Origin of the sequence: Microbulbifer salipaludis, assembly GCF_017303155.1 — a bacterium.
Taxonomy (GTDB): domain Bacteria; phylum Pseudomonadota; class Gammaproteobacteria; order Pseudomonadales; family Cellvibrionaceae; genus Microbulbifer; species Microbulbifer salipaludis.
Map to the genome: position 1 here is coordinate 190,554 of NZ_JAEKJR010000002.1, position 24,604 is coordinate 215,157.

Below are 24,604 nucleotides of genomic sequence, written 5' to 3' on the forward strand. Positions count from 1 at the left end.
GGGAAAGTTGCAATGGCTATTGTAAAAACAAAACCGACCTCTGCCGGCCGTCGTCACCTTGTAAAGGTTGTTAACTCCGACCTGCACAAAGGTGCGCCTTACGCGCCGCTGCTGGAGAAGAAGTCCAAGACCGGTGGTCGTAACAACAACGGTCGCATCACCACTCGTCATATCGGTGGTGGACACAAGCATCACTACCGCGTAGTGGATTTCAAGCGCAATAAAGATGGCATTCCGGCCACCGTTGAGCGCCTGGAATACGATCCGAACCGCAGCGCGCATATCGCACTGGTGTGCTATGCCGACGGTGAGCGTCGTTACATCATTGCGCCGAAAGGCCTGAAAGCCGGTGCAAAAATCCAGTCTGGCGATGCTGCGCCGATCAGCGTGGGTAACACCCTGCCGCTGCGCAACATTCCGGTTGGTTCCGTGATTCACGGTATTGAGCTGAAGCCTGGTAAAGGTGCTCAGTTGGCCCGCTCCGCCGGTGCCTCTGTACAGCTGGTTGCCCGTGAAGGTCAGTACGCGACTATCCGTCTGCGCTCTGGCGAAATGCGTAAAGTTCTGACCGAGTGCCGCGCCACCCTGGGTGAAGTGAGCAACTCTGAGCACAGCCTGCGCAAGCTGGGTAAAGCTGGTGCCAAGCGCTGGCGCGGTGTTCGTCCTACCGTTCGCGGTGTGGCGATGAACCCGGTAGACCACCCGCACGGCGGTGGTGAAGGTCGTACCTCTGGTGGTCGTCACCCTGTGACGCCTTGGGGTGTGCCGACCAAGGGTAAGAAAACGCGTAAGAACAAGCGCACCGACAACATGATTGTACGTCGTCGCGGCAAGTAATTCTCAGTAGAGAATAGTCGCGCGATGTGTGAGCAGCTAAAGAGGAATCTAAAGTGCCACGCTCATTAAAGAAAGGTCCCTTTATTGATCTGCATCTGATCAAGAAGGTGGAGGCGGCGATCGAGAAAAATGATCGTCGACCGATTAAAACCTGGTCCCGCCGTTCCATGGTTATGCCGGAAATGGTTGGACTGACGATTGCCGTTCACAACGGTCGTCAACACGTGCCCGTGCTGGTCAACGAAGAAATGGTTGGTCACAAGCTGGGCGAATTCGCGGCTACCCGCACTTACCGCGGTCACGCTGCGGATAAGAAAGCGAAGAAGCGCTAAGCCGAGGTTATAGAGATGGAAGTACAAGCAAAATTACGCGGTGCTCGTCTGTCGGCACAAAAGGCGCGTCTGGTAGCTGATCAGATTCGCGGCAAAGGTGTCGAGGAAGCCCTGGATATCCTGGCTTTCAGCCACAAGAAGGGTGCTGCGATCGTTAAGAAGGTTCTGGAATCTGCCATCGCCAACGCCGAGCACAATGAAGGTGCCGACGTCGACGAGCTGAAAGTTTCCACTATCTTCGTGGATGAGGGTATGACCATGAAGCGCATTAAGCCGCGTGCGAAAGGTCGTGCTGATCGTATTCTTAAGCGTACTTGTCACATTACTGTGAAAGTAGCCGAGAAATAAGAGAGCAGGCGAGAAAACCATGGGACAAAAAGTACATCCTACCGGCATTCGTCTGGGTATCGTTAAAAAGCATACCTCTGTTTGGTATGCCGGCAGCGACGAGTACGCAGACAAGCTGTACACGGATCTGAAAGTTCGCGAATACATTCGCAAGAAGCTGGCCCACGCTTCCGTGAGCCGCATCGAGATCGAACGTCCGGCCAACACCGCTCGTGTGACCATTCACACTGCGCGTCCGGGTATCGTTATCGGTAAAAAAGGTGAAGACGTAGAGCGTCTGCGCAACGAGCTGACTTCCCAGATGGGTGTGCCCGTGCACATCGACATCGAAGAAGTACGCAAGCCCGATCTGGACGCCACTCTGGTTGCCCAGAACGTTGCTCAGCAGCTGGAGCGTCGCGTTATGTTCCGTCGTGCGATGAAGCGCGCCGTACAGAACGCTATGCGCCAGGGCGCTGAAGGTATCAAGATTCAGGTAAGTGGTCGTCTTGGCGGTGCCGAGATTGCCCGTACCGAATGGTACCGTGAAGGCCGTGTGCCGCTGCACACTCTGCGTGCCAACATCGACTACGGCACTTATGAAGCCAGTACTACCTACGGCATCATCGGTGTGAAAGTTTGGATCTTCAAAGGCGAAGTCATCGGTGACGAAATCCCCGAAGAGAAGCCAGCGAAGACTCGCAAAAAAGCTGCTAAATAAGGGGTGCGCAGATGCTACAACCGAAGCGTACAAAATTCCGCAAGGTACAGAAGGGTCGCAACCGCGGTCTTTCCCAGCGCGGCTCTAAAGTGAGCTTTGGCGAGTTCGGCCTTAAGGCCATCGGTCGTGGACGCATTACCGCGCGTCAGATCGAAGCGGCTCGTCGCGCAATGACTCGTCACGTTAAGCGTGGCGGTAAGATCTGGATTCGTGTGTTTCCGGACAAGCCCATTTCCAGTAAGCCCCTCGAAGTTCGTATGGGTAAAGGTAAGGGTAACGTAGAATATTGGGTGGCTCAGATTCAGCCGGGTAAGGTCCTCTATGAAATGGAAGGCGTATCCGAAGAACTGGCTCGCGAAGCTTTCGAGCTCGCCGCAGCCAAGCTGCCTGTAAAGACAACTTTCGTTAAGCGTTCGGTGATGTAATGAAGACTGCAGATCTACGCTCAAAGTCAGTTGAGGAGTTGAACCAGGAACTGCTGAGCCAGCTTGAAGCACAATTCAAACTGCGCATGCAAAAGTCCACTGGTCAGCTGACTCAGACTCATCTGCTGAAGCAGACTCGTCGCGACATTGCTCGCATTAAGACTGTGTTGACCGAGAAGGCAGGTAATTAATCATGGCTGAAGCAAAACTGAAGCGTACTCTGACCGGTAAGGTTGTGAGTGACAAGATGGATAAAACCATCACCGTTTTGATCGAGCGCCGTGTTAAGCACCCGATCTACGGCAAAATCGTGAGCAAGTCCACCAAGCTCAAGGCACACGACGAAAACAATGAGTGCGGCATCGGTGATGTCGTAACCATCGAGGAATCTCGTCCGCTGTCCAAGAGTAAGTCCTGGTCCTTGCAGACAATTGTTGAGCGAGCGGCGAAGGTTTAATCCTGGCCCATTGACTGTGAAGACCTAAACAGGTTTTCGGAGAGGAACAATGATTCAAGCAGAATCCTACTTAGAAGTAGCCGATAACAGTGGGGCTCGCCGTGTCATGTGCATCAAGGTGCTGGGCGGCTCCCACCGTCGCTACGCTGGCGTTGGCGACATTATCAAGGTAACCGTTAAGGAAGCGATTCCTCGCGGTAAAGTGAAAAAGGGTCAGGTAATGAACGCGGTTGTGGTTCGCACCAAAAAAGGTGTGCGTCGCCCCGATGGTTCCCTGATCAAGTTTGACGATAACGCAGCGGTGTTGCTGAACCAGAACCATGCTCCGGTTGGCACCCGTATTTTTGGCCCGGTAACTCGCGAGCTGCGCGGTGAGAAGTTCATGAAGATCATCTCACTGGCTCCCGAAGTTATCTAAGCCACGAGCGGAGAAGAGTAATGCGCAAGATCAAGCGTGACGACGAAGTGATCGTTATCGCCGGTCGCGATAAGGGCAAGCGAGGCACCGTACGCAAGGTGCTGAACGATGGCCGCCTGATCGTGTCCGGTGTTCAGATGATCAAGAAACACCAGAAGCCGAACCCCCAGCTGGGCGTTGCCGGTGGAATCGTTGAGAAAGAAGCCGCTATCCAGGTTTCCAACGTTGCCATCTTCAACCCGAATACCCAGAAAGCTGACCGGGTAGGCTTCAAAGTACTGGAAGATGGCACTAAGATCCGCGTCTTCAAATCCAGCGGCGAAGCCGTTGACGCATAAGTCAGGTGGAAAAAATGGCAAGGCTTAAAGAGCTCTACACCAAAGAACTCGCGTCCAAGCTGAAAGAAGAGCTGGGACTTGAGAACGTAATGTCCGTGCCGCGCATCACCAAAATCACCGTCAACATGGGTGTCGGTGAAGCCATTGGTGATAAGAAGGTACTGGAACATGCAGTCAGTGACATGACTGCGATTACTGGTCAAAAACCCATTGTGACCAAGGCGCGTAAGTCTATCGCGGGCTTCAAAATCCGTGAGGACTGGCCGATCGGCTGCAAGGTAACTCTGCGCGGTGAGCGCATGTATGAGTTCCTGGAGCGTCTGGTTGGTATCGCGATTCCGCGTATCCGCGACTTCCGTGGCATTAGCCCGAAGCAGTTCGACGGTCGTGGTAACTTCTCGATGGGTGTAACAGAACAAATTATCTTCCCGGAAATTGACTACGACAAAGTAGACAAGATCCGCGGTCTGGATATTTGTATCACTACTACAGCAGCTAACGACGAACAAGGTCGCGCACTGCTGAAAGCATTCAACTTCCCTTTCAAGGGTTAAGAGGATTCCATGGCGAAGAAATCCATGATTGCGCGTGAGAACAAGCGCGCTCGAACCGCAGCTAAGTACGCTGAAAAGCGTCAAGAGCTGAAGGCGATCATCGCCAGTGCCAACGCTTCTGAAGAGGAGCGTTGGGAGGCTCAACTCAAGCTGCAACAACTGCCGCGCGATGCAAGCCCGGTACGTCAGCAACGTCGCTGTCGTATCACTGGTCGCCCCCACGCTGTCTACCGCAAGTTCGGCCTGTGCCGTAACAAACTGCGCGAAGCCGCCATGCGTGGTGATGTCCCCGGTCTGGTTAAGTCCAGCTGGTAATACGGCAGACTTGAGGAGTCTTAAGTAATGAGTATGCAAGATCCGTTGGCAGATATGCTGACCCGCATCCGCAACGCCCTGGGCCGCGGTAAGGGCAGTGTTTCTATGCCTTCTTCCAAACTGAAAGTAGCTGTTGCCAACGTTCTCAAGGACGAAGGTTATGTTACTGGTGTCGCTGTTAGTGAAGGTGCCAAGCCTGAGCTGACGATTGAACTGAAATACTTCCAGGGCAAGCCGGTTATCGCTGAGCTGGACCGGGTTTCCCGTCCAGGCCTGCGTAATTACGCAGGTAAAAAAGCGTTGCCATCCGTTCGCGGCGGCCTGGGTATCGCCATCGTCTCCACCTCTCGCGGTGTGATGACTGATCGCGCTGCCCGTCAGGCTGGTGTCGGCGGCGAAGTGCTCTGCACCGTATTCTAAGCGGGGGTTAATATGTCTCGAGTAGCAAATAGTCCCGTAAGCATCCCCGCTGGTGTATCCATTGACCTGAAAGGTCAGGATATTGCAGTGAAAGGTGGTAATGGCAACCTGAACTTCAACATCCACTCCGATGTGGAAGTGAAGCAGGAAGAAAACCAGCTGACCTTTGCTGCACGCAATGGTTCTAAGCAGGCACGTGCCCTCGCCGGCACCACCCGCGCGCTGGTGAACAATATGGTGGTCGGTGTCAGTCAGGGTTTCGAAAAGAAACTTCAGCTGAACGGTGTAGGTTACCGTGCGAAAGCATCTGGTAAGACCGTAAACCTGACTCTGGGCTTCTCTCACCCGGTAGATTACGCACTGCCTGAAGGTGTGACTGCGGAAACCCCGAGCCAGACTGAAATCGTACTGAAGAGCAGCGACAAGCAGCTGTTGGGTCAAGTGGCCGCAGAGATCCGCGCATTCCGTCCGCCGGAGCCTTACAAAGGTAAGGGTGTCCGTTACGCCGATGAGCGCGTGTATCGCAAAGAGGCCAAGAAGAAGTAAGGCATAGATATGAACGTTAAGAAGCAATCTCGCTTGCGTCGTGCACGTCGTGCCCGCGCCAAGTTCCGTGAGCTGGGCGCCGTTCGCCTGACAGTGAACCGCACTCCCCGCCACATTTACGCACAGATCCTGTCTGCCGATGGCGACAAGGTATTGGCCACTGCCTCTACTCTGGACAAGGACCTGCGTGAAAGCAAAACCGGTAACGTCGACGCTGCTAAGGCCGTTGGCACCCTGATCGCTGAGCGTGCCAAGGCCGCTGGCGTTGAAACGGTAGCCTTCGATCGTAGCGGCTTCAAATACCACGGCCGTGTTAAGGCCCTGGCAGACGCTGCCCGTGAAGCCGGTCTGAAATTCTAAGGGTTGAGTTATGGCTAGAGATAAAGTCGAGAAGAGCAACGACGAAGGCCTCCAGGAAAAGCTGGTCCAGGTCAATCGTGTTGCCAAAACCGTAAAAGGTGGTCGTATCTTCGCGTTCACCGCTCTGACCGTAGTTGGCGACGGCAATGGCCGTGTTGGCTTCGGTCGTGGTAAAGCACGTGAAGTACCTGTTGCCATTCAAAAGGCAATGGAAGCTGCGCGTCGCAACATGATCCAGGTAGACCTGAATGGGGACACCCTTCAGTACGCTACCAACGGTCGCCACGGCGGTTCCAAGGTATACATGCAGCCCGCTTCCCAGGGTACCGGCGTAATTGCCGGCGGCGCGATGCGCTCCGTCCTGGAAATGGCTGGCGTCCACAACGTACTGGCCAAGTGCTACGGCTCTACCAATCCGGTAAACGTCGTACGCGCTACTTTCAGTGCGCTGGGCAAAATGAGCAGCCCAGAAGACGTAGCCGCCAAGCGTGGCAAGTCTGTGGAAGAAATCCTGAACTGATTCGGTTTGGGTCGCAGCAGCTCTATCGTTGCGGCCCACTCTGAACTTGCTTTGAGTGAATGAGTCATGGCTAAGAAGACCATCAAAGTAACCCAGGTCAAAAGCATCAACGGTCGTCTGAAAAATCATCAGGCGTGTGTTGCTGGTCTGGGTCTGCGCCGCATTGGTCACACTGTGGAAGTGGAAGACACTCCCTCTGTGCGCGGCATGATCAACAAAGTGAACTACCTCGTAAAAGTTGAGGAGGCGTAACATGCGTTTGAACGAGTTGTCTCCCGCTGAGGGTCACAAGCAGAGCGCCAAGCGTGTTGGTCGCGGCATCGGTAGTGGCCTGGGTAAAACCGCTGGCCGCGGTCACAAGGGTCAAAAGGCCCGTTCCGGTGGTAGCGTTCGTCCGGGCTTCGAAGGCGGTCAGATGCCTTTGCAGAAGCGCCTGCCGAAGTACGGTTTCACCTCTCGCGTTGGCCGCTTTGTAGCGGAAGTGCGTCTGGCGGAGCTGGCGAAGGTAGAAGGTGACACGATTGATTTGGCAGCGCTGAAAAATGCCGATATTATCGGCGGCCACATTAAGCGCGCCAAAGTGTTCCTTTCCGGTGAGCTGACCAAAGCGGTTACCGTGAAAGGTCTCGGCGTCACCAAAGGTGCTAAAGCGGCCATTGAAGCTGCTGGCGGAAAAGTAGAAGACTAAATCGAGGCCCCAATGGCACGACCAGGATCTGGTGTTAACTCCCTGGGTAACGGCAAGGGATTAGGCGAGCTTTGGGCTCGCCTTCGTTTTCTGTTTCTCGCGATTCTCGTATATCGCATAGGGACTCATATTCCGGTGCCCGGTATTGATCCGGAAAAGCTGGCAAACCTGTTTAACCAGAACCAGGGAACCATCCTTGGTCTGTTCAACATGTTTTCCGGTGGCGCACTGGAGCGGATGAGTATTCTGGCCCTCGGTATCATGCCGTACATCTCTGCGTCCATCATCATGCAGTTGATGACCGCGGTGACGCCTTCGCTGGAGGCGTTGAAGAAGGAAGGTGATGCAGGGCGCCGCAAGATTAACCAGTACACCCGTTATCTGACGGTGGTGCTGGCCCTGATTCAGGGTATCGGTATGACCTTTGGTCTCGCCGGTCAGAATCTTGCGTACTCTGCTGAGCCGGCATTTGGGTTCTACTTCGTGGCCGTTGTGTCACTGGTAACCGGTGCTGTCTTCATGATGTGGCTGGGTGAGCAGATTACCGAGCGCGGTGTTGGTAATGGTATTTCCATGCTGATCTTCGCCGGTATCGTCGCGGGCCTGCCGAGTGCTATTGGCCAGGCCTTTGAGCAGGCGCGTCAGGGTGAATTGCATATCCTGATGCTGTTGGCGATCGGTTTTGTCGCGATTGCTGTTGTGTACTTCGTGGTAGTTATGGAGCGCGGCCAACGCCGTATCACCATTAACCACGCGCGGCGCCAGGCGGGTCGTTACTCGCAGGCGCCGGCTGCACAGTCCAGCCATCTGCCGCTGAAGGTCAATATGGCCGGTGTGATTCCGGTGATCTTTGCCAGCAGTATCCTGCTGTTCCCTGCGACTCTGGCGCAGTGGTTTGGTCAGGGTGGCGAAGGTATCGGTGCGCAGATCCTGCAGTGGATGGCGCTCCAGCTGGGTCCCGGTCAGCCGCTGAACATTATTTTGTTCGCACTGTTGATTGGCTTCTTCTGCTTCTTCTACACGGCGTTGATGTTCAACCCGAGTGAAGTAGCCGATAACCTGAAAAAATCCGGTGCCTATGTGCCTGGTATCCGCCCCGGAGAGCAGACCGCGCGATATATCGATAGCGTTCTGACTCGTCTGACTCTGGTGGGTGCCTGCTACATTGCATTGGTATCCCTGCTGCCGCAGTTCCTGGTAGTCGGGCTGAACATTCCTTTCTATCTGGGAGGTACTTCACTGTTGATCGTTGTGGTCGTAGTGATGGACTTTATGGCGCAAGTGCAGTCGCACCTGCTGTCTCACCAGTACGAAGGGTTGATGAAAAAGGCGAATCTGCAAGGCTACGGCCGCCGTTGATCGGTATCCACAGCAGCAGGATTGAATTGAGGTAAGGTCATGAAAGTACGCGCTTCTGTTAAAAAGATCTGCCGTAACTGCAAAATCGTACGTCGCAAAGGCGTTCTGCGGGTTATCTGCAGCGCCGAGCCGCGTCACAAGCAGCGGCAGGGCTAATCGGCGCCAAGCGCCGATTACCGACTCGCCATGGAAGGCGGGCCAGGTGTCTATCCGAAGGAAACGGCCAGTTGACACCATTGTTCGTGAAAATATTTGCCTTCTTGCACAGCCCCGTGTAAAAAGGCGCTCCGCAAGGCAGTCTGCTTTGCGGCGAAACCCGAGAGTCGCCGTCGTGCTGACCCGGAGGTTTCAAAAGGGGGCGTTGACTGTCGTCCGCTTTGCCCTGGGTTTCGGCTCTGGGAGGGCGGGCTATTGCAATTTGGTGTTTGAAAAGCTATTCTTGCGCGCCTTTTTGGTGGTGCTGGTGGCTTTTTATTCGCTGTCAGCGCCGAATTGAGAATTGAACCGCGCCATCACCAAAGTAGCGCCGGTTCACAATACGTGGAGTACGCCTCTATGGCACGTATTGCTGGTGTAAACGTACCAGACCACAAGCACGCCGTGATCTCCCTGACCCATATTTATGGTGTCGGACGCACTACGGCCAAGTCTATTCTGGCAGCGGTAGGTATCGCTGAATCCACCAAACTTCGTGATCTGTCCGAAGACCAGATCGAAACCATCCGCGGTGAAGTTGCAAAACTGACCGTTGAAGGTGATCTGCGTCGTGAAGTGTCCATGAACATCAAACGTCTGATGGACCTGGGTTGCTTCCGCGGTCTGCGTCACCGTCGCAGCCTGCCGCTTCGCGGTCAGCGCACCAAGACTAACGCCCGTACCCGTAAGGGTCCGCGCAAGCCGATTCGCAAGTAAGCAATCGCGCAAGTCTTCACAAGTACAGGATTTAGGATACAGGTATGGCTAAGCCAAAAACTACTGTTCGCAAAAAGGTCAAAAAGACCGTTGTCGACGGTGTTGCCCACATCCACGCATCGTTCAACAACACGATCGTGACGATCACTGACCGTCAGGGCAACACTCTGAGCTGGGCTACCGCGGGTGGCTCCGGTTTCCGTGGTTCTCGTAAGAGCACCCCTTTCGCAGCCCAGGTTGCCGCTGAACGTGCAGGTACTGCCGCTCAGGAGTATGGCCTGAAAAACCTTGATGTCGAAGTAAAGGGCCCAGGCCCGGGTCGTGAATCTGCCGTTCGCGCCCTGAACAACTGCGGCTACAAGATCACCAACATCACCGACGTGACGCCGATCCCGCATAACGGTTGTCGTCCGCCCAAGAAACGTCGCGTGTAAGAGGGGGTTGACGAAATGGCACGTTATATTGGACCAAAATGTAAGCTTTCCCGTCGGGAAGGTACCGATCTTCAGCTGAAAAGTGGCGTTCGCCCGCACGAATCCAAGTGTCGCGCGGAAACCAAGCCTGGCGTTCATGGCGCCGGTCGCGGTCGTCTGTCCGACTACGGCGTTCAGCTGCGTGAAAAGCAAAAAGTACGCCGTATCTACGGTGTGCTGGAAAAGCAGTTCCGTAACTACTATAAGGAAGCGGCGCGTCTGAAAGGTGCAACCGGTGAAAACCTGTTGAAACTCCTGGAAAAACGCCTCGACAACGTGGTTTACCGCATGGGCTTCGGCTCTACTCGCTCTGAAGCGCGTCAGCTGGTATCTCACAAGGCGATCCTGGTGAACGGTAGCGCCGTCAACATTCCTTCCTATCAGGTTAAGGAAGGCGACGTGATTTCTATCCGTGAGAAAGCCAAAAAGCAGATGCGTATCCAGAACTCCGTTTCCCTCGCTGCACAGCGCGGTGACGTAGAGTGGGTAGACGTGAACGCGACCAAGCTCGAAGGTACCTTCAAGCGTGTTCCCGATCGCGTGGATCTGCCGGCAGAGATCAATGAAAACCTTATCGTGGAACTCTACTCCAAGTAAGGCTCTGTTCCATTTAAGGAATAAAACTGTAATACAGGTATGGCTATGCAGACTGCTGTCAACGAGTTTTTGACACCTCGTCGTATTGACGTCACCGAGTACAACCAGAACCACGCCAAAGTGGTTCTGGAACCGCTGGAGCGTGGCTTTGGCCACACTCTCGGCAACGCACTGCGCCGCATCCTGCTGTCCTCCATGCCAGGCTGCGCCGTCACTGAAGTTGAGATCGACGGTGTTGAGCACGAGTACAGCGCAATTGAAGGTGTGCAGGAAGACGTAATTGAAATCCTGCTGAACCTGAAGGAAATTGCGGTGGTGATGCACGGCAAGGACCAGGCAGTGCTGAGCCTGAGCAAGAAAGGCCCAGGTGCGGTAACCGCTGGCGATATCCAGGTGGACCACGACATCGAAATCGTGAACCCAGAGCACGTGATTGCCAACATTACCGGCGACGTGGAACTCAACCTGCGTCTGACCGTCGCGCGCGGCCGTGGCTACCAGCCCGCCGATGCCCGTCGTGAAGATGAGGAAGAGACCCGCTCGATCGGTCGCCTGCAACTGGATGCGTCCTTTGGCCCGGTTCGCCGTGTTTCCTACAGCGTGGAATCCGCGCGTGTAGAACAGCGCACCGACCTGGACAAGCTGGTTCTGGACCTGGAGACCAACGGTACTCTGGATCCGGAAGAAGCGATCCGTCGCGCCGCTACAATCCTCCAGCAGCAGCTGGCAGTGTTTGTGGACCTGGAAGGCGAGAAGGATGCCCAGCCGGAAGCGAAGGAAGAGGAAGTTGATCCGGTGCTGTTGCGTCCGGTGGATGACCTCGAGCTGACCGTGCGTTCGGCGAACTGTCTGAAGGCAGAAAACATCTACTACATCGGTGACCTGATTCAGCGCACTGAAGTAGAGCTGCTGAAGACCCCGAACCTGGGTAAAAAGTCCCTGACCGAAATCAAGGACGTGCTGGCTTCCCGTGGTCTTTCCCTGGGTATGCGTCTTGAGAACTGGCCGCCGGCCAGCCTCAAGGGCGACAGCAAGCTGAGCTCCCTGTAAAGCGTTTGTGGCGCGGGCGTGTTTTGCCCGCCCGCGTGAAGAAAACCGAGTGGTGCGCGTTTCCCGCTAGTACCACTCCCAGACGACTTGCTGAGAAAGCAATCGAAGTCGTGAGGAATTGAGTTATGCGTCATCGTTATAGTGGCCGTAAATTCAGTCGTACCAGCTCTCACCGTAAAGCCATGTTCAAGAACATGACCGCTTCTCTGGTAGAGCACGAACTGATCAAAACCACACTGCCGAAAGCCAAGGAGCTGCGTCGCGTTGCCGAGCCGCTGATCACCCTGGCCAAGAAGGACAGTGTAGCCAACCGCCGTCTGGCTTTTGCTCGTATCCGTGACAAGGATGCCGTGCGCAAGCTGTTCGACGAACTGGGTCCCCGTTACGAAGCCCGTCCGGGCGGATACATCCGCATTCTGAAATGTGGTTTCCGCGCTGGCGACAAGGCGCCGATGGCCTACGTCGAGCTGGTGGATCGTCCGGTAGCGGACGAGACTGCAGAAGCTGCAGAAGCCTGAGGCAACTCGCTTTAGGTGATTTCGGTACCTTTCGGGGTCTCGAGCAAAGGAAGGCCGGTCTCTGACCGGCTTTTCTTGTTTTTAGCTCTTAATGTTCGCCCTTCCGCTGTGAGGCCATTGGTGATGTTTGACTCGTTGGATGACTTGCTGAAAATCTTGAATCCGCAGATCGTTGGCAGCCTGAAGCGTGCCATCGAGCTGGGCAAGTGGCCGAATGGGGTCGCACTGACCGAGCAGCAGCGGTTGCTGTGTGGCGAAGCGGTGGTCTACTGGGAGCAGCGCAACGCCACTCCGGAATCGCGGGTCGGTTATGTACCGCCAAAAGCAACGCCCTGTGCCGACAAGCACGAAGACGAGACCGTGACCTGGGTCGATGGCTGATCGCCGCCGCTTCCCCGGGCACGTATCTTGTGCTCAAGTAAAAAAGGCCGGAAATCTCCGGCCTTTTTTATGACCGCCAGTCTGGCTAGCGGTTGTAGTCAATGTCTACGTCGAAAAAATGCTGCACACAGCGGACATAGTCGCCTTCGATAAAGGCGGAAAAGCGTGTCTGGTAGCCAACCAGCTTGCAGGCATAACTTTCGCCATTGGGGTATTGCGGATCCCAGCTCCAGTCCTGTTCCCAGTAGATCTCCATGGCGCCGGCCCCACCCACTGCGAACCGGTCCATGCTCGCGCAGCCAAGTACTTCGTCGGCGGGTAGCGGGACACTCAGGAATTCGGTGAAGTTACGATAGTAGTCAATGCGGTTTTGCGATTGTGCGTGTTCGCTGCTGCCGCCACATTCGATACCGCCATTGATGATCATTGTGGTAACCCCAAACCCGGGTACCAAGCCACTGCTCAAGTCCTGGCTATTGGGCTGCCAGGTGCCATCAATCACGTGCAGCATGCTGGGCTTGGGTGGCTGCGGATAGACGAAGAAAAACACCGCGCTGGCCAGGTTGAGCCAGGTGTCCGCCACAAGGTGGGGCTCCTGCAGCAGCACGGTTACATCGCCGAACATGGCGGCAGAGAAGGGGCCGTAGTTGTAGTTGTAGCTCAGCTGCTTTGCGCCGCGTCCGAAATAGCTTTTGTAGCTGCCGTCGGCAAAGGTGGCACAGGGCCATTGTTGCGCCTGCCAGGTGGACGGATCACACACGCCGTAGCCATTGGGTGTCCCCTCGCTCCATCCCTGCTCGCGAATGAAGTACAGCCCCTGGCGCCATTCAGGCTCTGCCCAGTGCGGAGAGTGCCCGCCGGTTTCCTGGGTGAAGTGGGCAAACATCGTCGCCAACGATTTCCGGCAGATGGCGTCGGCGTTGCGGCCGTCATTGTAGTCACCGCAGAAGGCGGGGAACTTGGCCACCGCGCGCAGGAAACTGGTGTACGAGTACTCCTCCGCGCGCACCGGAAACAGGAAATCCCAGTCCGCGCCGGTGAGGATGGATTCCACGCGGCGAACATTTGCGGGGTTTTGCAGTCTACCCGGGACCACCGCTTCCACCTGCGGGTTATCCAGTGTGACGATCGAGGCTTTTACCTGGGTGAATAGCGCACTGGACGTCAATTCCGCTTCCCGTGTTGCCAGTGTACTGAGTGGGATACTGAAGCCGCCGCCGCTGCTGCATTGCTGCTGCACGGTCGCGGTCTCGTTCACGCTGACCTCGCCATTCGTCACCTCGAACGCGAATTCGTAGGCAGCGCCAGTGCTGGTGTCGGGGAGATTCACCGTCGTTGTATCTGCATCCGGTGTGATGATCTCAGCGCTTGGGCCGCTCAGCTGTCGCCATTGGAACACGTAGTTCGCGCCGTCGGGATAGCTGGAGTCGGCTGCGCTGAGGGTGATACTGCCTGGGCAGGCAGTGGTGCTGGCGGGGGCGGTAATCACAATGGTCGGCAGTGGTGGGATAACCGTCCCGGCGCGCTGTAGCAGGGCAACCGTTGCATAGGCCGTGTGCTCGGCATCCGCGACGCTCAGGCGGAATTCATACCCGGTATCGGCTTCCACCGGTGGCAGGTCCACCTGGGTGCCGCTGCTATTGGGGTTGAGGATACTGGCCTGAGGCGATGTCGGGGCAATTTGAGTCCACTGGAAGGTGAGGGAATCGCCTTCCGGGTCGGAAGACAGGCTGCCGTCGAGTGCGATGCTGGCGGCACCGGTGACCTCTTGCGGGTTGGCAATGGCCCGGGCAACCGGGGCCAGGTTGCCGGTGTCTGTCGCGCAGACTCCTGGGTCCTGTAGAAGCCAGGGGCTATCCCAACTGTTGGCGGCGGTATAGGCGGCCTCTGGCGAGTCGCTTGGCCCGGCCCACCACTGTGCGCGGAACAGGTCCTGCTGGAAGCAGACCTGACTCCCGCCAGCATAGCTCTGTCCGGCCTGGTAGGGCGCGGCAGGAGGGTTGGCCTGTGTGAGGGCTGGCGAGAGTAGCAGCGCGCACAGGGCGGCACCCAGGGACCTCTGGAGCGGCTTTCTGGCGTTGACCCGGGGGCGGCGCGATTCGATATGGGCCCTGGCGGGCCATGACTGACGAGACATGTCTTCTCCAATTTAATTTATTGTTATGTGTTGCGCGCAAATGCAGCTGCTCAACCATGTGACAGCGTTGTCATTTGCGGGATGAGAAGTTAGCGAAAGCCGTTGCGCTCGGGAAGGGGACAGGGCGCCAAATACCGGGTGTCGCTGATCGACGCGGGTGAACTGTGAACTGGTGGCGTCGCTAACGCGAGTTTGCCGGTTGCGAGGCGGTGGTCACCGCTGGAACGCTCACAGTAAGCGGGGAAGGTCCGCCAGCAGGTGCGACTTTTCTCTCAGAACCTGGTGGGCCGTGGCCTGCTCGACTTGCTCGAAATCCAGTCGTGCGCCGGCGGGCAGCTGGGCGAGGCGATGCACATCCGCGCTGATGACATGGGCGATGCGCGGGTAACCGCCGATGGTCTGCCCCTCCACAAAACTGATAATGGGCAGGCCGTTGGGTGGTACCTGTACGGTGCCGGGGCAAAGTGCCGCGGAAACCTGTTGCGGGAGTGTTTCCGCAGGCAGGGGCTCCCCCGCCAGGCGGATACCCATACGGTTGCTCTGGGGCGATACCGTAAAGCCGCCGGCATAAAAACGCGCCACAGCATCGCCGGTAAAATGGGATGCCTCGAGCCCGGGCACGACCCGCAACAGCGGCCTGGATGCGTAGTCCAGGCGGTATTGGGCAGGAAGTTTTCGGTCAGGCACGGCGCGGCAGTGTTGCAGTGGGATCTGGTCACCGGCCTTGAGTGGCCGCCCCTGCCATCCGCCGAAACCGGCGATGACATGGGTGGACAGACTGTCGAGGGTGGCCGCCAGCTGGAAATCGGCGGCAAGCGTGACATACGCGCGGGCACCAGACCTGAGCGGACCGAAGCGCAGCCGGTCACCCGGACGCATCTGCAGCACTTCGTCGTTGCCCACCGGCCTGTCGTTGTGCGCCAGATCAAAACGGGCGCCAGTGACGGCGACTGCGGTCGCCGCGGAGAATTCGATTTCCGGGCCGGTGATGGCGACCTCGAGGCATGGGTGCTGAGGTGGATTACCCAGCAGCAGGTTGCCAAGGGCCATCGCGAAAGTATCTGCGGCTCCGCCACGGGAGAGCCCCCAGCGCAGGTTGCCAGGCCGTCCACCGTCCTGAATGGTGGTCTGCAGGCCGGGCTTGATGATACGCAGGCTCATTGTTTCGCCTCCGTATCCGCCAGAGGTGTTTTTTGCGGGGCGCAACCTGGCTCCGTGTGCTGGAATTCCTCCGCGCTGATGGCCACAAACTGGATTCGGTCCAGGGGCCGGGCGACAAACGGGAAATCTCGCTCCGGCTGAAACAGGGCGAGCGGGGTGCGCCCGATGATCTGCCAGCCGCCGGGCGTGGCCTGTGGATAGATCCCGGTCTGGGTCCCGCCGATACCTACCGACCCCGCGGGTACATTGAGTGCCGGACGCGCCTTGCGCGGGCAATGCAGCCGGGTGTCGAGTCCGCCAAGGTAGAGAAATCCCGGGGTAAATCCGAGCATATGCACCAGGTACTGCGGCGCGGTATGGCGGGAAATAATATCGTCCGGGGTGAGCCCGGAATGTGCGCTCAGGGCTTGCATGTCCGGCGCGAATGCCGCGTCGTAACACACGGGAATTCGAATCAGGTAGCGCTCGCGCGGCGGTGCTGGCTGCCGGACCGCCGGGCCTCGTGCGAGCACCGCGAGTGCTTGTTCCAGTTCCGAGGTGTCCGGCCGCCCTGTCCCGGAATCGGGCAGCTGCAACGGATCGAAACACACGGTTAGACACTGATAGGCGGGCACCAGCTCGGTGACGGCAGGCAATGCGGCCGACTCGATGGATTCCGCGAGGGCGATGATGGATTCGCTCAATTGCTCGCCCGGTTGCGCCGCAAAACGAATATCCAGGGCGGCGTCGCCATTGGGTGCAATAGTAAAGTGTGGGTCTAGCGACATACGCCGATACCTGCCCGCTGCAGTGCGCGGTGTAACGCCTGCGCGATGGATTCCGCCTGGGGGTTGTCACCGTGCAGGCAGAGGCTGTCTACGGCGAACTGAAGCGTTTGGCCCTGGATACTGGAAAACGGCTGGTCGGTGGCGAGGGCCGTAACCTGCTCCAGGCACTGCGTAAAATCCTCGATAACCGCACCGGGCATATTGCGAGGAGCGAGCTGGTGGTCGTTGAGATAACGGCGATCCATAAAACCTTCGCGCAACAGCGGGTGCCGGTATCGTTTGGCGGCCCGCTCCATCGCCCCGTTGGCCAGCACAAGCAGCGTTAATCCGGGGAAGGCCTGCGCGATCAATCCCACCAGATCGTCCGCGAGACGGTCATCGCCTTCCGCGTCGTTGTACAGCGCACCGTGCAGCTTGATATGGGTGAGCGGCACCTGCTCTGCCGCGGCAAGTTGCTGCAGGCCCTGTATTTGTTCGCGCACGGCGCGGAGCAGTTCCTGCCGGGGTAGCGCAAGCGTTGTGCGACCGAAATTTTCCGGATCCGGGTAACCCGGATGGGCACCGGCGGCAATGCCGGCTGCACGCGCATTTTTTAACGACAGCGACATGGTTGTCGCATTGCCCGCATGGCCGCCGCAGGCAATATTGCAGCGGGAAATATAGCGCATCAGCCGTGCGTCGCGCGCGCAGTCGGCCTCACTATTGCCTTCGCCCAGGTCGCAATTGATATCAATCAGAATTGCGGGAGAGGTTGTGCCCGAATGCATCATTCTTTTCTCTTGCGCGTTTCTCTTGCGGGTTTCTGTCGAGTGTTCACAACCAGCCAAATGCCGAAGCCAGGCTGCGCCCACCCAGGGCAACGGCAATCAGCAGAACCACTAGCCCCAGCAGATTTTGCCACCAGTTATTGCGGTAAGTACCCAATGCGCGAGTGTTCATGGCCCACAATAAAAACAGGGTGACGATCGGCAGCAGCAGGCCGTTGGCAATTTGCGCAAACCAGATCAGGCGGATGGGGCGGATGTCCTGGGTGGCCAGCAGGGCACCGATCACGATGATACTGAGCCAGATGGTGCGAAACTGCAGTGCGTTGAGATCCGCCGGTTTGCCCAGCACACCGCTTAGAGCGTAGGCCGATGCCAGCGGCGCGGTCAGCGCAGAAGAAATGCCCGCGGCGAACAGGCCTATGCCCATGCAGTACACCGCGGATTTGCCAAACAGCGGCTGCAGCGCCTGTGCCATATCCCCGGCACTGGCGATGCTCAGCTGGTGGCTGAAAAATGCCGCGGCACTGGTGGACACGATGGCAATGGAAATCAACCCGCCCACCGGGATCGAGAAAAAGATATCCCGGCGCGCCGCCGGCAGGTCGTCGGCGGAGTGCCACTTTTTACTGGCACTGGAACTGTGTAAAAACAGGTTGTAGGGCACCACCGTGGTGCCGATCAGTGCAATCACGGTGAGTGCCGCACCGCTGGGTACGGTCGGGGTCAGCAGGCCTCGAAACAGCGCCGACAGATCCGGGCGGGTGATGATAAAGGTGAGGAGAAACGCGAGGCTCATCAGCGCCACCAGCACGATCAGGGCGCGCTCGATAAGGCGGTAGTTGCCGCTCCACAACAGGGCGGCGGCGATGGCGGCAACCACCATGGGCCACAGGGAGGTCGTGCCCGCGGCCAGCTCAGTATCAGTGAGCAGTTTCAGACCGAGGCTGGCGCCGGCCAGGTTGCCGCCTTCGTACGCAGCATTGCCGATCACGATTGCGCCAATCACCAGCCCCAGGGCGGGCCAGCGCAGCAGTGGGTGGCGGAGAAACTGGCGAATGTTTTCCCCCAGCCCAGCGCCGGTAACGACGCCGAGGCGCGCGGCCATTTCCTGCAAAATGATGCTCGCGAGAATGGCAAACAGCAGCGCCCACAGCAGCGCATAACCGTACTGGGCACCGGCCAGGCTGGCAGTGATGACCGTGCCCGGCCCGATAAATGCGGCGGCGACCATGGTCGCCGGGCCGATACTGAGGGAAGGTTTTATTTTTTTCATTGAAATTCCCGGGGGTGGTGGCGCGTTCGCGTCGGTATCTGTGGCTTATTTTTTTAGCATCGGCTTGAGGAAACGCCCGGTGTGTGACCCCTTGATCTTCGCCACCTGCTCCGGTGTGCCGGATGCGATGATTTCGCCCCCGCCGGAGCCGCCTTCCGGGCCGAGGTCCACAATCCAGTCTGCGGTTTTGATCACGTCCAGGTTGTGTTCGATCACCACGATGGTGTTGCCATGGTCACGCAGTCGGTGCAGTACATCCAGCAGCAATTGGATATCCGCAAAGTGGAGGCCGGTGGTGGGCTCGTCGAGAATATACAGGGTCTGGCCGGTGTCGCGCTTGGACAATTCGCGGGACAGCTTGACCCGCTGCGCCTCACCGCCGGACAGGGTGGTCGCCGCCTGGCCGAGCTTGATGTAAGACAGGCCGACATCCATCAGGGTCTGCAGTTTTTTGGCGATGGATGGCACCGGGTCAAAAAACTCCCGTGCATCTTCCACGGTCATTTCCAGCACTTCGTGGATGTTCTTGCCCTTGTAGTGCACTTCCAGGGTTTCCCGGTTGTAGCGTTTGCCCTTGCAGGTGTCGCAGGGCACGTAAATATCCGGCAGGAAGTGCATTTCCACCTTGATCACGCCATCGCCCTGGCAGGCTTCGCAGCGGCCACCTTTCACATTGAAACTGAAACGACCGGGCTTGTAGCCCCGCGAGCGGGCTTCCTGGGTGCCGGAAAACAGTTCGCGGATGGGGGTGAATATGCCGGTATAGGTGGCCGGGTTCGAGCGCGGTGTGCGGCCGATCGGACTCTGGTCGATGTCGACACATTTGTCGAAATGCTCCAGGCCCTGAATCGCTTTGTGGGGCGACGCGCGCAGGGTGGTGGCCTTGTTCAGCGCAGTGGCCGCCAGCGGGTACAGGGTGGTGTTGATCAGGGTGGACTTGCCCGAGCCGGAGACGCCGGTGACACAGGTGAACAGCCCCACGGGAATTTCCAGATCGACATTTTTCAGATTGTTGCCGGTGGCTCCCTCGATACGCAATACCTCGCCGTTGGCGGGGTGGCGTGTTTTGGGCACGGCTATCTGCTTGACGCCGGACAGGTACTGCCCGGTGAGTGAGCGCTCGCAGGCGGCGATCTCGTCGTGGCTGCCGGCGGCCACCACTTCGCCCCCGTGTACCCCGGCGCCGGGGCCGATATCGACGATGAAGTCGGCCGCGCGAATGGCGTCCTCGTCGTGTTCCACCACGATCACCGTGTTGCCGATATCCCGCAGGTGGGTGAGGGTGTTCAGCAGGCGCTCGTTGTCGCGCTGGTGCAGGCCGATGGAAGGTTCATCGAGGATGTACATGACCCCCACAAGGCCGGCGCCGATCTGGCTGGCCAGGCGGATGCGCTGGGCCTCGCCGCCGGACAGGGTTTCGGCGCTGCGGTTGAGGGTCAGGTAGTTGAGGCCCACATCCACCAGGAAACGGAAGCGATCGCGCAGCTCCTTGAGGATCTTGTCGGCGATCTCCTTCTGCGCGCCCTTGAACTTGAGCTGGTGCGCAAAGTACTCGAAGGCGTCGCCCACCGGTAGCTCGGTGATCTGTGACAGGGTCTGGTTGTCCACAAACACGTTGCGCGCTTCCCGGCGCAGACGGGTACCACTACAGTCCGGACATTTCTGGGTGCTCAGGTACTTGGCCAGCTCTTCACGCACGGACTGGGACTCGGTGTCCCGGTAGCGGCGCTGGAAATTGGGGATGATGCCCTCGAAGGTGTGGCGGCGCACGGTGACATCGCCGCGATCATTCACATAGCTGAAGTCGATGGGGGTATCGCCACTGCCGTGCAGGATGACTTCCCGGTCCCGCTTGCGCAATTTCTTCCACGGCTTGTCCAGGTCGAAGTCGTAGTGTTCCGCCAGGGAATCCAGCATGTGGTAGTAGTAGATGTTGCGGCGATCCCAGCCGCGGATGGCGCCTTCGGAGATACTGCTCTCCGGGTCCAGGATGACCTTGTCTTCATCAAAGAACTGCTTGACCCCCAGGCCATCGCAGGCCGGGCAGGCGCCGGCGGGGTTGTTGAACGAGAACAGCCGCGGTTCCAGTTCATCCAGTGAGTAATCACACACCGGGCAGGCGTGGCGGGCGGAGAACAGCCGGTCTTCCTGATCGCCGTCCATAAAGCTGATGGAGGCGATGCCATCGGTCAGGTTGAGTGCAGTTTCGAAGGACTCCGCCAGGCGCAGTTGCAGGTCGTCGCGCACCTTGAAGCGGTCCACTACCACCTCGACGGTATGTTTCTTGCGTTTATCCAGCTTGGGGGTGTCGTCCAGGTCACACACGGTGCCGTCGATGCGCGCGCGCACAAAGCCATCCCGGCGCAGCTGTTCAAACACATGCAGGTGTTCCCCCTTGCGGTCGCGGATCACCGGGGCCAGCAACATGATCTTGCTGCCTTCCGGCAGGGTCAGCACCTGATCCACCATCTGGCTGATGGTCTGGGCCTGCAGCGGTTCGTGATGGTCCGGGCAACGGGGCTCACCCACGCGGGCAAACAGCAGGCGCAGGTAGTCGTAGATCTCGGTGATGGTGCCCACGGTGGAGCGCGGGTTGTGGGAGGTGGATTTCTGCTCGATGGAGATGGCCGGTGACAGCCCCTCCACGGTGTCCACATCCGGCTTTTCCATCATCGACAGGAACTGGCGTGCGTAGGTGGACAGCGACTCGACATAGCGGCGCTGCCCCTCCGCATACAGGGTGTCGAAGGCGAGTGAGGACTTACCAGATCCCGACAGGCCGGTAATCACGATCAGCTTGTCGCGGGGAATATCCAGGTCGATATTCTTCAGGTTGTGGGTGCGCGCACCTCTGACGTAAATCGTGTCCACTGGGCGTCCTGTTGTGTTGCTGGCTGCGGTGTTGCCAACCAGGCCCGGATGGAACCGGGCGGGGGAAAACGGTCAAGTATAATCTGGCGCGCCAGTGTGCGAAAATGCAGCGCGCCCTGTCGAGGGAATAATTCCCGTGAATAACCCCAATGAATAACCCCAATGAATAACCCAGTGTGGATACGGAAATCATGATCCCTGTCATTCTCTGCGGTGGTACCGGCTCGCGTTTGTGGCCGCTGTCCCGCGAAGCATATCCGAAACAATTCCTGTCTCTGACGGGCCACCAGACCATGTTGCAGGCCACTGCGCTGAGACTGGATGGTCTGGCGGGCGTACAGCCCCCGATACTGGTGTGCAACGAGAATCACCGCTTTGCTGCCGCCGAGCAGCTGCTGGAAGTGGATCGAGCGCCCCAGTCAATCCTGCTGGAGCCCTGCGCGCGCAATACAGCCCCCGCCATTGCGCTGGCGGCCCTGGCCGCGGCCGAACAGGGAGACGATCCCTTGTTGCTGGTGCTGCCGGCGGACCACGTGGTCGCCGACGCAGCAGGCTTCCACCGGGCGGTGGCGGCGGCGACAGTGCTGGCTGAGAGCGGCCATCTGGTGACCTTCGGTATCGTGCCCACCAGCCCGGAGACCGGCTATGGCTATATTCGCAGCGGCGACGCGGTGGCCGAGGGGTGGAAAGTGGCAGAGTTTGTCGAAAAACCGGACCTGCCCACTGCAGAACAATACCTGGCCAGTGGCGAGTACAACTGGAACAGCGGCATGTTCCTGTTCCGCGCCTCCCGCTACCTGGAAGAGCTGGCGCAGCATCATCCGCAGATGCTTGAAGCCTGCCGTGCGGCCTATGCCGGTGCGGTGCGCGATCTCGATTTCACCCGCATCGATGGCGATGCTTTCAGTCGCTGCCCGTCGGATTCCGTGGACTATGCGGTGATGGAAAAGACAGAGTCCGCTGCGGTGGTACCCATGCAGGCGGGTTGGAGCGATGTAGGTTCCTGGTCCGCCCTGTGGGAACTGGCAGAGCGGGACGAGAGTGACAATCTGCTGCGTGGCGATGTGCTGGCCGAAGATGCGTCCGGCTGCTTGGTGCACGGCGGTGATCGTCTGGTGGGTATTCTCGGCGTACGGGACCTGGTGGTCGTGGACACCGACGATGCGCTAATGGTGGCAGACAAAAGCCGCGTGCAGGAAGTGAAAACACTGGTGCAGCGTCTCAAGCAGAGTGAGCGCAGCGAGGCAGAAAATCACCGCAAAGTATTTCGCCCTTGGGGCTACTACGACTCCATCGACGGCGGCCCCCGTTTTCAGGTGAAACGCATTGTGGTCAAGCCCGGCTGTCAGCTGTCCCTGCAGATGCACCACCACCGCGCCGAACACTGGATTGTGGTGCGGGGTACCGCCAAGGTGACGCGCGGCGACGACCAGATTCTGCTGACGGAAAACGAATCCACCTTTATTCCGCTGGGGGTTGTGCACCGCCTGGAAAATCCCGGCACCATTCCGCTGGAATTGATTGAGGTGCAGTCCGGCAGCTATCTGGGTGAAGACGACATTGTGCGCTTCGAAGACCAGTACGGACGCAATTGAGGCGATACTCGCCATAGCCTTGATCTATCTAGCGATCGGGCAATGGGGGATCAACCTCCGTTGCCTGCGCTGTTACAATGCGGCCCGTTTTTTCGCCGTGTCCGGAATTTTGCATGAACCCCACTGAACGCCGCGCGCTCGCCGGTCTCGCCTCCCTGTACGTATTCCGCATGCTGGGCCTGTTTATGGTGCTGCCTGTGCTGTCCCTGTACGGCACAGAATACAGCGGGAGTACGCCGGCATTGCTGGGTCTGGCACTGGGCGCCTACGGCCTGAGCCAGGCCATTCTGCAGATTCCCCTGGGGGTGCTGAGTGACCGCTGGGGGCGCAAGCCGGTGATCTTCCTCGGCCTCGGGATTTTTGCCTTGGGCTCGGTAGTGGCGGCGCTGACCGATTCCGTGTGGGGGCTGATCGCCGGGCGTATTCTGCAGGGAGCCGGTGCCATCGCCGCGGCAACCATGGCCCTGGCCGCGGACCTGACGCGGGATGAGAACCGCGGTAAAGCCATGGCCGTGATCGGTGCATCGATCGGTGTGGCTTTTGTACTCGCGGTGGTGCTGGGGCCACTGTTAGCAGGGTTTGGTGGGCTGTCGGCGATTTTCTGGCTGACCGCGCTGCTGGCGCTCTGCGGCATATTGCTGGTGTGGCGATTGGTACCGAATCCTCAGGCGTCCGCGCGTCGCGCCCCGCAAAAGGGCGATTTTGCCCGCCTGTTGGCCCAGGGCGACGTGTGGCGACTGGTGTGCGGGGTGTTTTTCCTGCACCTGCTGCTGACCATGTTGTTTGTGCCGCTGCCACTGCAGCTTGTGGACAAGTTGCATCTCGCCAGTGAGCAGCACTGGAAACTGTACGGCCCGCTGATGCTGGGGGCGTTTGTGATCATGCTGCCGCTGATGCGGTTGGCCGAAAAGCGTCACAAGGTGCCTGCGGCCATGCGCTTGGCATTGCTGGGGCTGGTGTTTGGCGGTGTGGCGCTGATGCCCCAGGTCGAAGGGCGCTGGACAGTGCTGTGCCTGGGCATGTTCTTTGTTGCCTTCAACCTGCTGGAGGCCCTGCTGCCGGCGCAGCTGACCCGCATTGCACCGGCGGAATGCCGCGGCGCGGCCACCGGCCTGTATGCAACCCTGCAGTTCCTCGGTGCCTTTGTTGGCGGCAGCCTCGGTGGCCTGGTGTTTGGGCTGGGCGGCGCCGGTGCTGTGGCCACCCTGGCGCTGGGGGTGCTGGTGCTGTGGGCGCTGGCCTGGTGGCAGATGCGCGCGCAGCAGGTTTCTCTGGCGGGCAGCTGAGCCCGGACCACCGGTCTGGCGCCTGCGCATTTGGCGGCGGTGACGCCTCCGGGTGAGTGTTGTATGCTGCTGGATATAAATACACTGTTGGCGGTGCCGGGCCGGTCGCAAGACCAGCCCGGCGCCGCCTTCCCAATTTTGAACTTTTGAAGACTGAACGGGCCTCCGCCTTACCCGGGAGAGGCCTTCGGAGAGGAGA

General features: G+C 58.6%; 33 protein-coding genes. 27 read left to right on the plus strand and 6 right to left on the minus strand.

The genetic code is table 11. From position 1 onward, the window contains the following. Positions 1-12: 12 nt before the first annotated feature. The 25 genes from rplB to JF535_RS06605 all read left to right on the plus strand — a co-directional run bounded on the left by rplB (position 13) and on the right by JF535_RS06605 (position 12,548). Positions 13-837 carry a 50S ribosomal protein L2 gene (rplB, locus tag JF535_RS06485; protein ID WP_066967198.1) on the plus strand — a complete coding sequence of 275 codons (825 nt, stop codon included), beginning with the start codon at positions 13-15 and terminating at the stop codon, positions 835-837. Between the two features lie 53 nt (positions 838-890). After that, positions 891-1,169, plus strand: a complete 279-nt coding sequence (rpsS, locus tag JF535_RS06490; protein ID WP_010133844.1) for a 30S ribosomal protein S19 — start codon at positions 891-893, stop codon at positions 1,167-1,169. A gap of 15 nt (positions 1,170-1,184) precedes the next feature. Then, positions 1,185-1,517: a 50S ribosomal protein L22 gene (rplV, locus tag JF535_RS06495; RefSeq protein ID WP_043320801.1), complete on the plus strand. Its 333-nt coding sequence runs from the start codon at positions 1,185-1,187 to the stop codon at positions 1,515-1,517. Positions 1,518-1,536: 19 nt separating this feature from the next. Beyond that, on the plus strand, positions 1,537-2,217 hold the full coding sequence (gene rpsC / locus JF535_RS06500) for a 30S ribosomal protein S3 (protein WP_066967195.1): 681 nt from the start codon (positions 1,537-1,539) through the stop codon (positions 2,215-2,217). Between the two features lie 11 nt (positions 2,218-2,228). Beyond that, the gene (rplP, locus tag JF535_RS06505) at positions 2,229-2,642 is read left to right on the plus strand and encodes a 50S ribosomal protein L16 (protein WP_066967193.1); all 414 of its coding nucleotides are present in this window, start codon (positions 2,229-2,231) and stop codon (positions 2,640-2,642) included. Then, entirely contained in the window at positions 2,642-2,833 is a 192-nt protein-coding gene (gene rpmC / locus JF535_RS06510) for a 50S ribosomal protein L29 (RefSeq protein WP_043320803.1), read from the plus strand. The genes rplP and rpmC overlap by 1 nt, the downstream gene beginning before the upstream one ends. Before the next feature lie 2 nt (positions 2,834-2,835). Continuing rightward, entirely contained in the window at positions 2,836-3,099 is a 264-nt protein-coding gene (rpsQ, locus tag JF535_RS06515; protein WP_010133838.1) for a 30S ribosomal protein S17, read from the plus strand. Positions 3,100-3,148: 49 nt separating this feature from the next. After that, positions 3,149-3,517, plus strand: a complete 369-nt coding sequence (gene rplN / locus JF535_RS06520; RefSeq protein WP_043320805.1) for a 50S ribosomal protein L14 — start codon at positions 3,149-3,151, stop codon at positions 3,515-3,517. Between the two features lie 20 nt (positions 3,518-3,537). Then, positions 3,538-3,855 (plus strand): 50S ribosomal protein L24, encoded by a 318-nt coding sequence (gene rplX / locus JF535_RS06525; protein WP_010133836.1) that lies wholly within the window; start codon positions 3,538-3,540, stop codon positions 3,853-3,855. Between the two features lie 14 nt (positions 3,856-3,869). After that, entirely contained in the window at positions 3,870-4,409 is a 540-nt protein-coding gene (rplE, locus tag JF535_RS06530; protein WP_066967184.1) for a 50S ribosomal protein L5, read from the plus strand. Positions 4,410-4,418: 9 nt separating this feature from the next. Further along, on the plus strand, positions 4,419-4,724 hold the full coding sequence (gene rpsN, locus JF535_RS06535) for a 30S ribosomal protein S14 (RefSeq protein WP_207000505.1): 306 nt from the start codon (positions 4,419-4,421) through the stop codon (positions 4,722-4,724). A gap of 27 nt (positions 4,725-4,751) precedes the next feature. Continuing rightward, complete coding sequence (rpsH, locus tag JF535_RS06540) at positions 4,752-5,144, plus strand: 30S ribosomal protein S8 (RefSeq protein WP_207000506.1); 393 nt, start codon at positions 4,752-4,754, stop codon at positions 5,142-5,144. Positions 5,145-5,156: 12 nt separating this feature from the next. After that, entirely contained in the window at positions 5,157-5,690 is a 534-nt protein-coding gene (gene rplF / locus JF535_RS06545; protein WP_207000508.1) for a 50S ribosomal protein L6, read from the plus strand. Between the two features lie 9 nt (positions 5,691-5,699). Further along, positions 5,700-6,050, plus strand: coding sequence for a 50S ribosomal protein L18 (gene rplR / locus JF535_RS06550; protein WP_207000510.1), 351 nt, complete (start codon positions 5,700-5,702; stop codon positions 6,048-6,050). Between the two features lie 10 nt (positions 6,051-6,060). Further along, positions 6,061-6,570, plus strand: coding sequence for a 30S ribosomal protein S5 (rpsE, locus tag JF535_RS06555; protein ID WP_043320817.1), 510 nt, complete (start codon positions 6,061-6,063; stop codon positions 6,568-6,570). A gap of 66 nt (positions 6,571-6,636) precedes the next feature. Then, positions 6,637-6,822, plus strand: a complete 186-nt coding sequence (rpmD, locus tag JF535_RS06560; protein ID WP_010133829.1) for a 50S ribosomal protein L30 — start codon at positions 6,637-6,639, stop codon at positions 6,820-6,822. A 1-nt stretch (position 6,823) separates the two neighbouring features. Beyond that, a complete protein-coding gene (gene rplO, locus JF535_RS06565; protein WP_066967169.1) occupies positions 6,824-7,258 on the plus strand; it encodes a 50S ribosomal protein L15 in 435 nt (144 codons plus the stop codon). A gap of 12 nt (positions 7,259-7,270) precedes the next feature. Beyond that, positions 7,271-8,617, plus strand: coding sequence for a preprotein translocase subunit SecY (secY, locus tag JF535_RS06570; protein WP_207000512.1), 1,347 nt, complete (start codon positions 7,271-7,273; stop codon positions 8,615-8,617). 39 nt (positions 8,618-8,656) lie between these two features. Next, positions 8,657-8,773 (plus strand): 50S ribosomal protein L36, encoded by a 117-nt coding sequence (gene rpmJ / locus JF535_RS06575; RefSeq protein ID WP_010133825.1) that lies wholly within the window; start codon positions 8,657-8,659, stop codon positions 8,771-8,773. 399 nt (positions 8,774-9,172) lie between these two features. Continuing rightward, positions 9,173-9,529, plus strand: coding sequence for a 30S ribosomal protein S13 (gene rpsM / locus JF535_RS06580; RefSeq protein WP_010133823.1), 357 nt, complete (start codon positions 9,173-9,175; stop codon positions 9,527-9,529). Positions 9,530-9,573: 44 nt separating this feature from the next. Next, on the plus strand, positions 9,574-9,963 hold the full coding sequence (rpsK, locus tag JF535_RS06585; RefSeq protein WP_043320820.1) for a 30S ribosomal protein S11: 390 nt from the start codon (positions 9,574-9,576) through the stop codon (positions 9,961-9,963). Between the two features lie 15 nt (positions 9,964-9,978). Next, on the plus strand, positions 9,979-10,599 hold the full coding sequence (gene rpsD, locus JF535_RS06590; protein ID WP_066967161.1) for a 30S ribosomal protein S4: 621 nt from the start codon (positions 9,979-9,981) through the stop codon (positions 10,597-10,599). A 45-nt stretch (positions 10,600-10,644) separates the two neighbouring features. Further along, positions 10,645-11,649, plus strand: coding sequence for a DNA-directed RNA polymerase subunit alpha (locus JF535_RS06595; protein ID WP_066967158.1), 1,005 nt, complete (start codon positions 10,645-10,647; stop codon positions 11,647-11,649). 125 nt (positions 11,650-11,774) lie between these two features. Continuing rightward, positions 11,775-12,167, plus strand: a complete 393-nt coding sequence (gene rplQ / locus JF535_RS06600) for a 50S ribosomal protein L17 (RefSeq protein ID WP_010133817.1) — start codon at positions 11,775-11,777, stop codon at positions 12,165-12,167. 123 nt (positions 12,168-12,290) lie between these two features. Next, a complete protein-coding gene (locus JF535_RS06605; protein ID WP_207000514.1) occupies positions 12,291-12,548 on the plus strand; it encodes a DUF1315 family protein in 258 nt (85 codons plus the stop codon). An 85-nt stretch (positions 12,549-12,633) separates the two neighbouring features. On the opposite strand, the gene JF535_RS06610 is transcribed toward JF535_RS06605, so the two are convergent. The 6 genes from JF535_RS06610 to uvrA all read right to left on the minus strand — a co-directional run bounded on the left by JF535_RS06610 (position 12,634) and on the right by uvrA (position 21,524). Further along, positions 12,634-14,685, minus strand: a complete 2,052-nt coding sequence (locus JF535_RS06610) for a glycoside hydrolase family 19 protein (RefSeq protein ID WP_207000517.1) — start codon at positions 14,683-14,685, stop codon at positions 12,634-12,636. Between the two features lie 228 nt (positions 14,686-14,913). Beyond that, on the minus strand, positions 14,914-15,846 hold the full coding sequence (locus JF535_RS06615; protein WP_207000519.1) for a 5-oxoprolinase subunit C family protein: 933 nt from the start codon (positions 15,844-15,846) through the stop codon (positions 14,914-14,916). Beyond that, positions 15,843-16,613 (minus strand): 5-oxoprolinase subunit PxpB, encoded by a 771-nt coding sequence (gene pxpB, locus JF535_RS06620; protein WP_207000529.1) that lies wholly within the window; start codon positions 16,611-16,613, stop codon positions 15,843-15,845. Before pxpB ends, JF535_RS06615 begins: the two co-directional genes overlap by 4 nt. Continuing rightward, positions 16,604-17,383, minus strand: a complete 780-nt coding sequence (pxpA, locus tag JF535_RS06625; protein ID WP_242523738.1) for a 5-oxoprolinase subunit PxpA — start codon at positions 17,381-17,383, stop codon at positions 16,604-16,606. The genes pxpB and pxpA overlap by 10 nt, the downstream gene beginning before the upstream one ends. Positions 17,384-17,426: 43 nt before the next feature. Beyond that, positions 17,427-18,653, minus strand: a complete 1,227-nt coding sequence (locus JF535_RS06630) for an Nramp family divalent metal transporter (RefSeq protein ID WP_207000531.1) — start codon at positions 18,651-18,653, stop codon at positions 17,427-17,429. Positions 18,654-18,698: 45 nt separating this feature from the next. Continuing rightward, positions 18,699-21,524 carry an excinuclease ABC subunit UvrA gene (gene uvrA, locus JF535_RS06635; RefSeq protein ID WP_207000533.1) on the minus strand — a complete coding sequence of 942 codons (2,826 nt, stop codon included), beginning with the start codon at positions 21,522-21,524 and terminating at the stop codon, positions 18,699-18,701. A 191-nt stretch (positions 21,525-21,715) separates the two neighbouring features. Between uvrA and JF535_RS06640 the strand changes: the two genes are divergently transcribed. Together JF535_RS06640 and JF535_RS06645 are read left to right on the plus strand one after the other, a co-directional pair. Next, a complete protein-coding gene (locus tag JF535_RS06640; protein ID WP_207000535.1) occupies positions 21,716-23,119 on the plus strand; it encodes a mannose-1-phosphate guanylyltransferase/mannose-6-phosphate isomerase in 1,404 nt (467 codons plus the stop codon). Positions 23,120-23,232: 113 nt separating this feature from the next. Further along, positions 23,233-24,405 (plus strand): MFS transporter, encoded by a 1,173-nt coding sequence (locus tag JF535_RS06645; RefSeq protein ID WP_207000537.1) that lies wholly within the window; start codon positions 23,233-23,235, stop codon positions 24,403-24,405. Positions 24,406-24,604 lie beyond the last annotated feature (199 nt).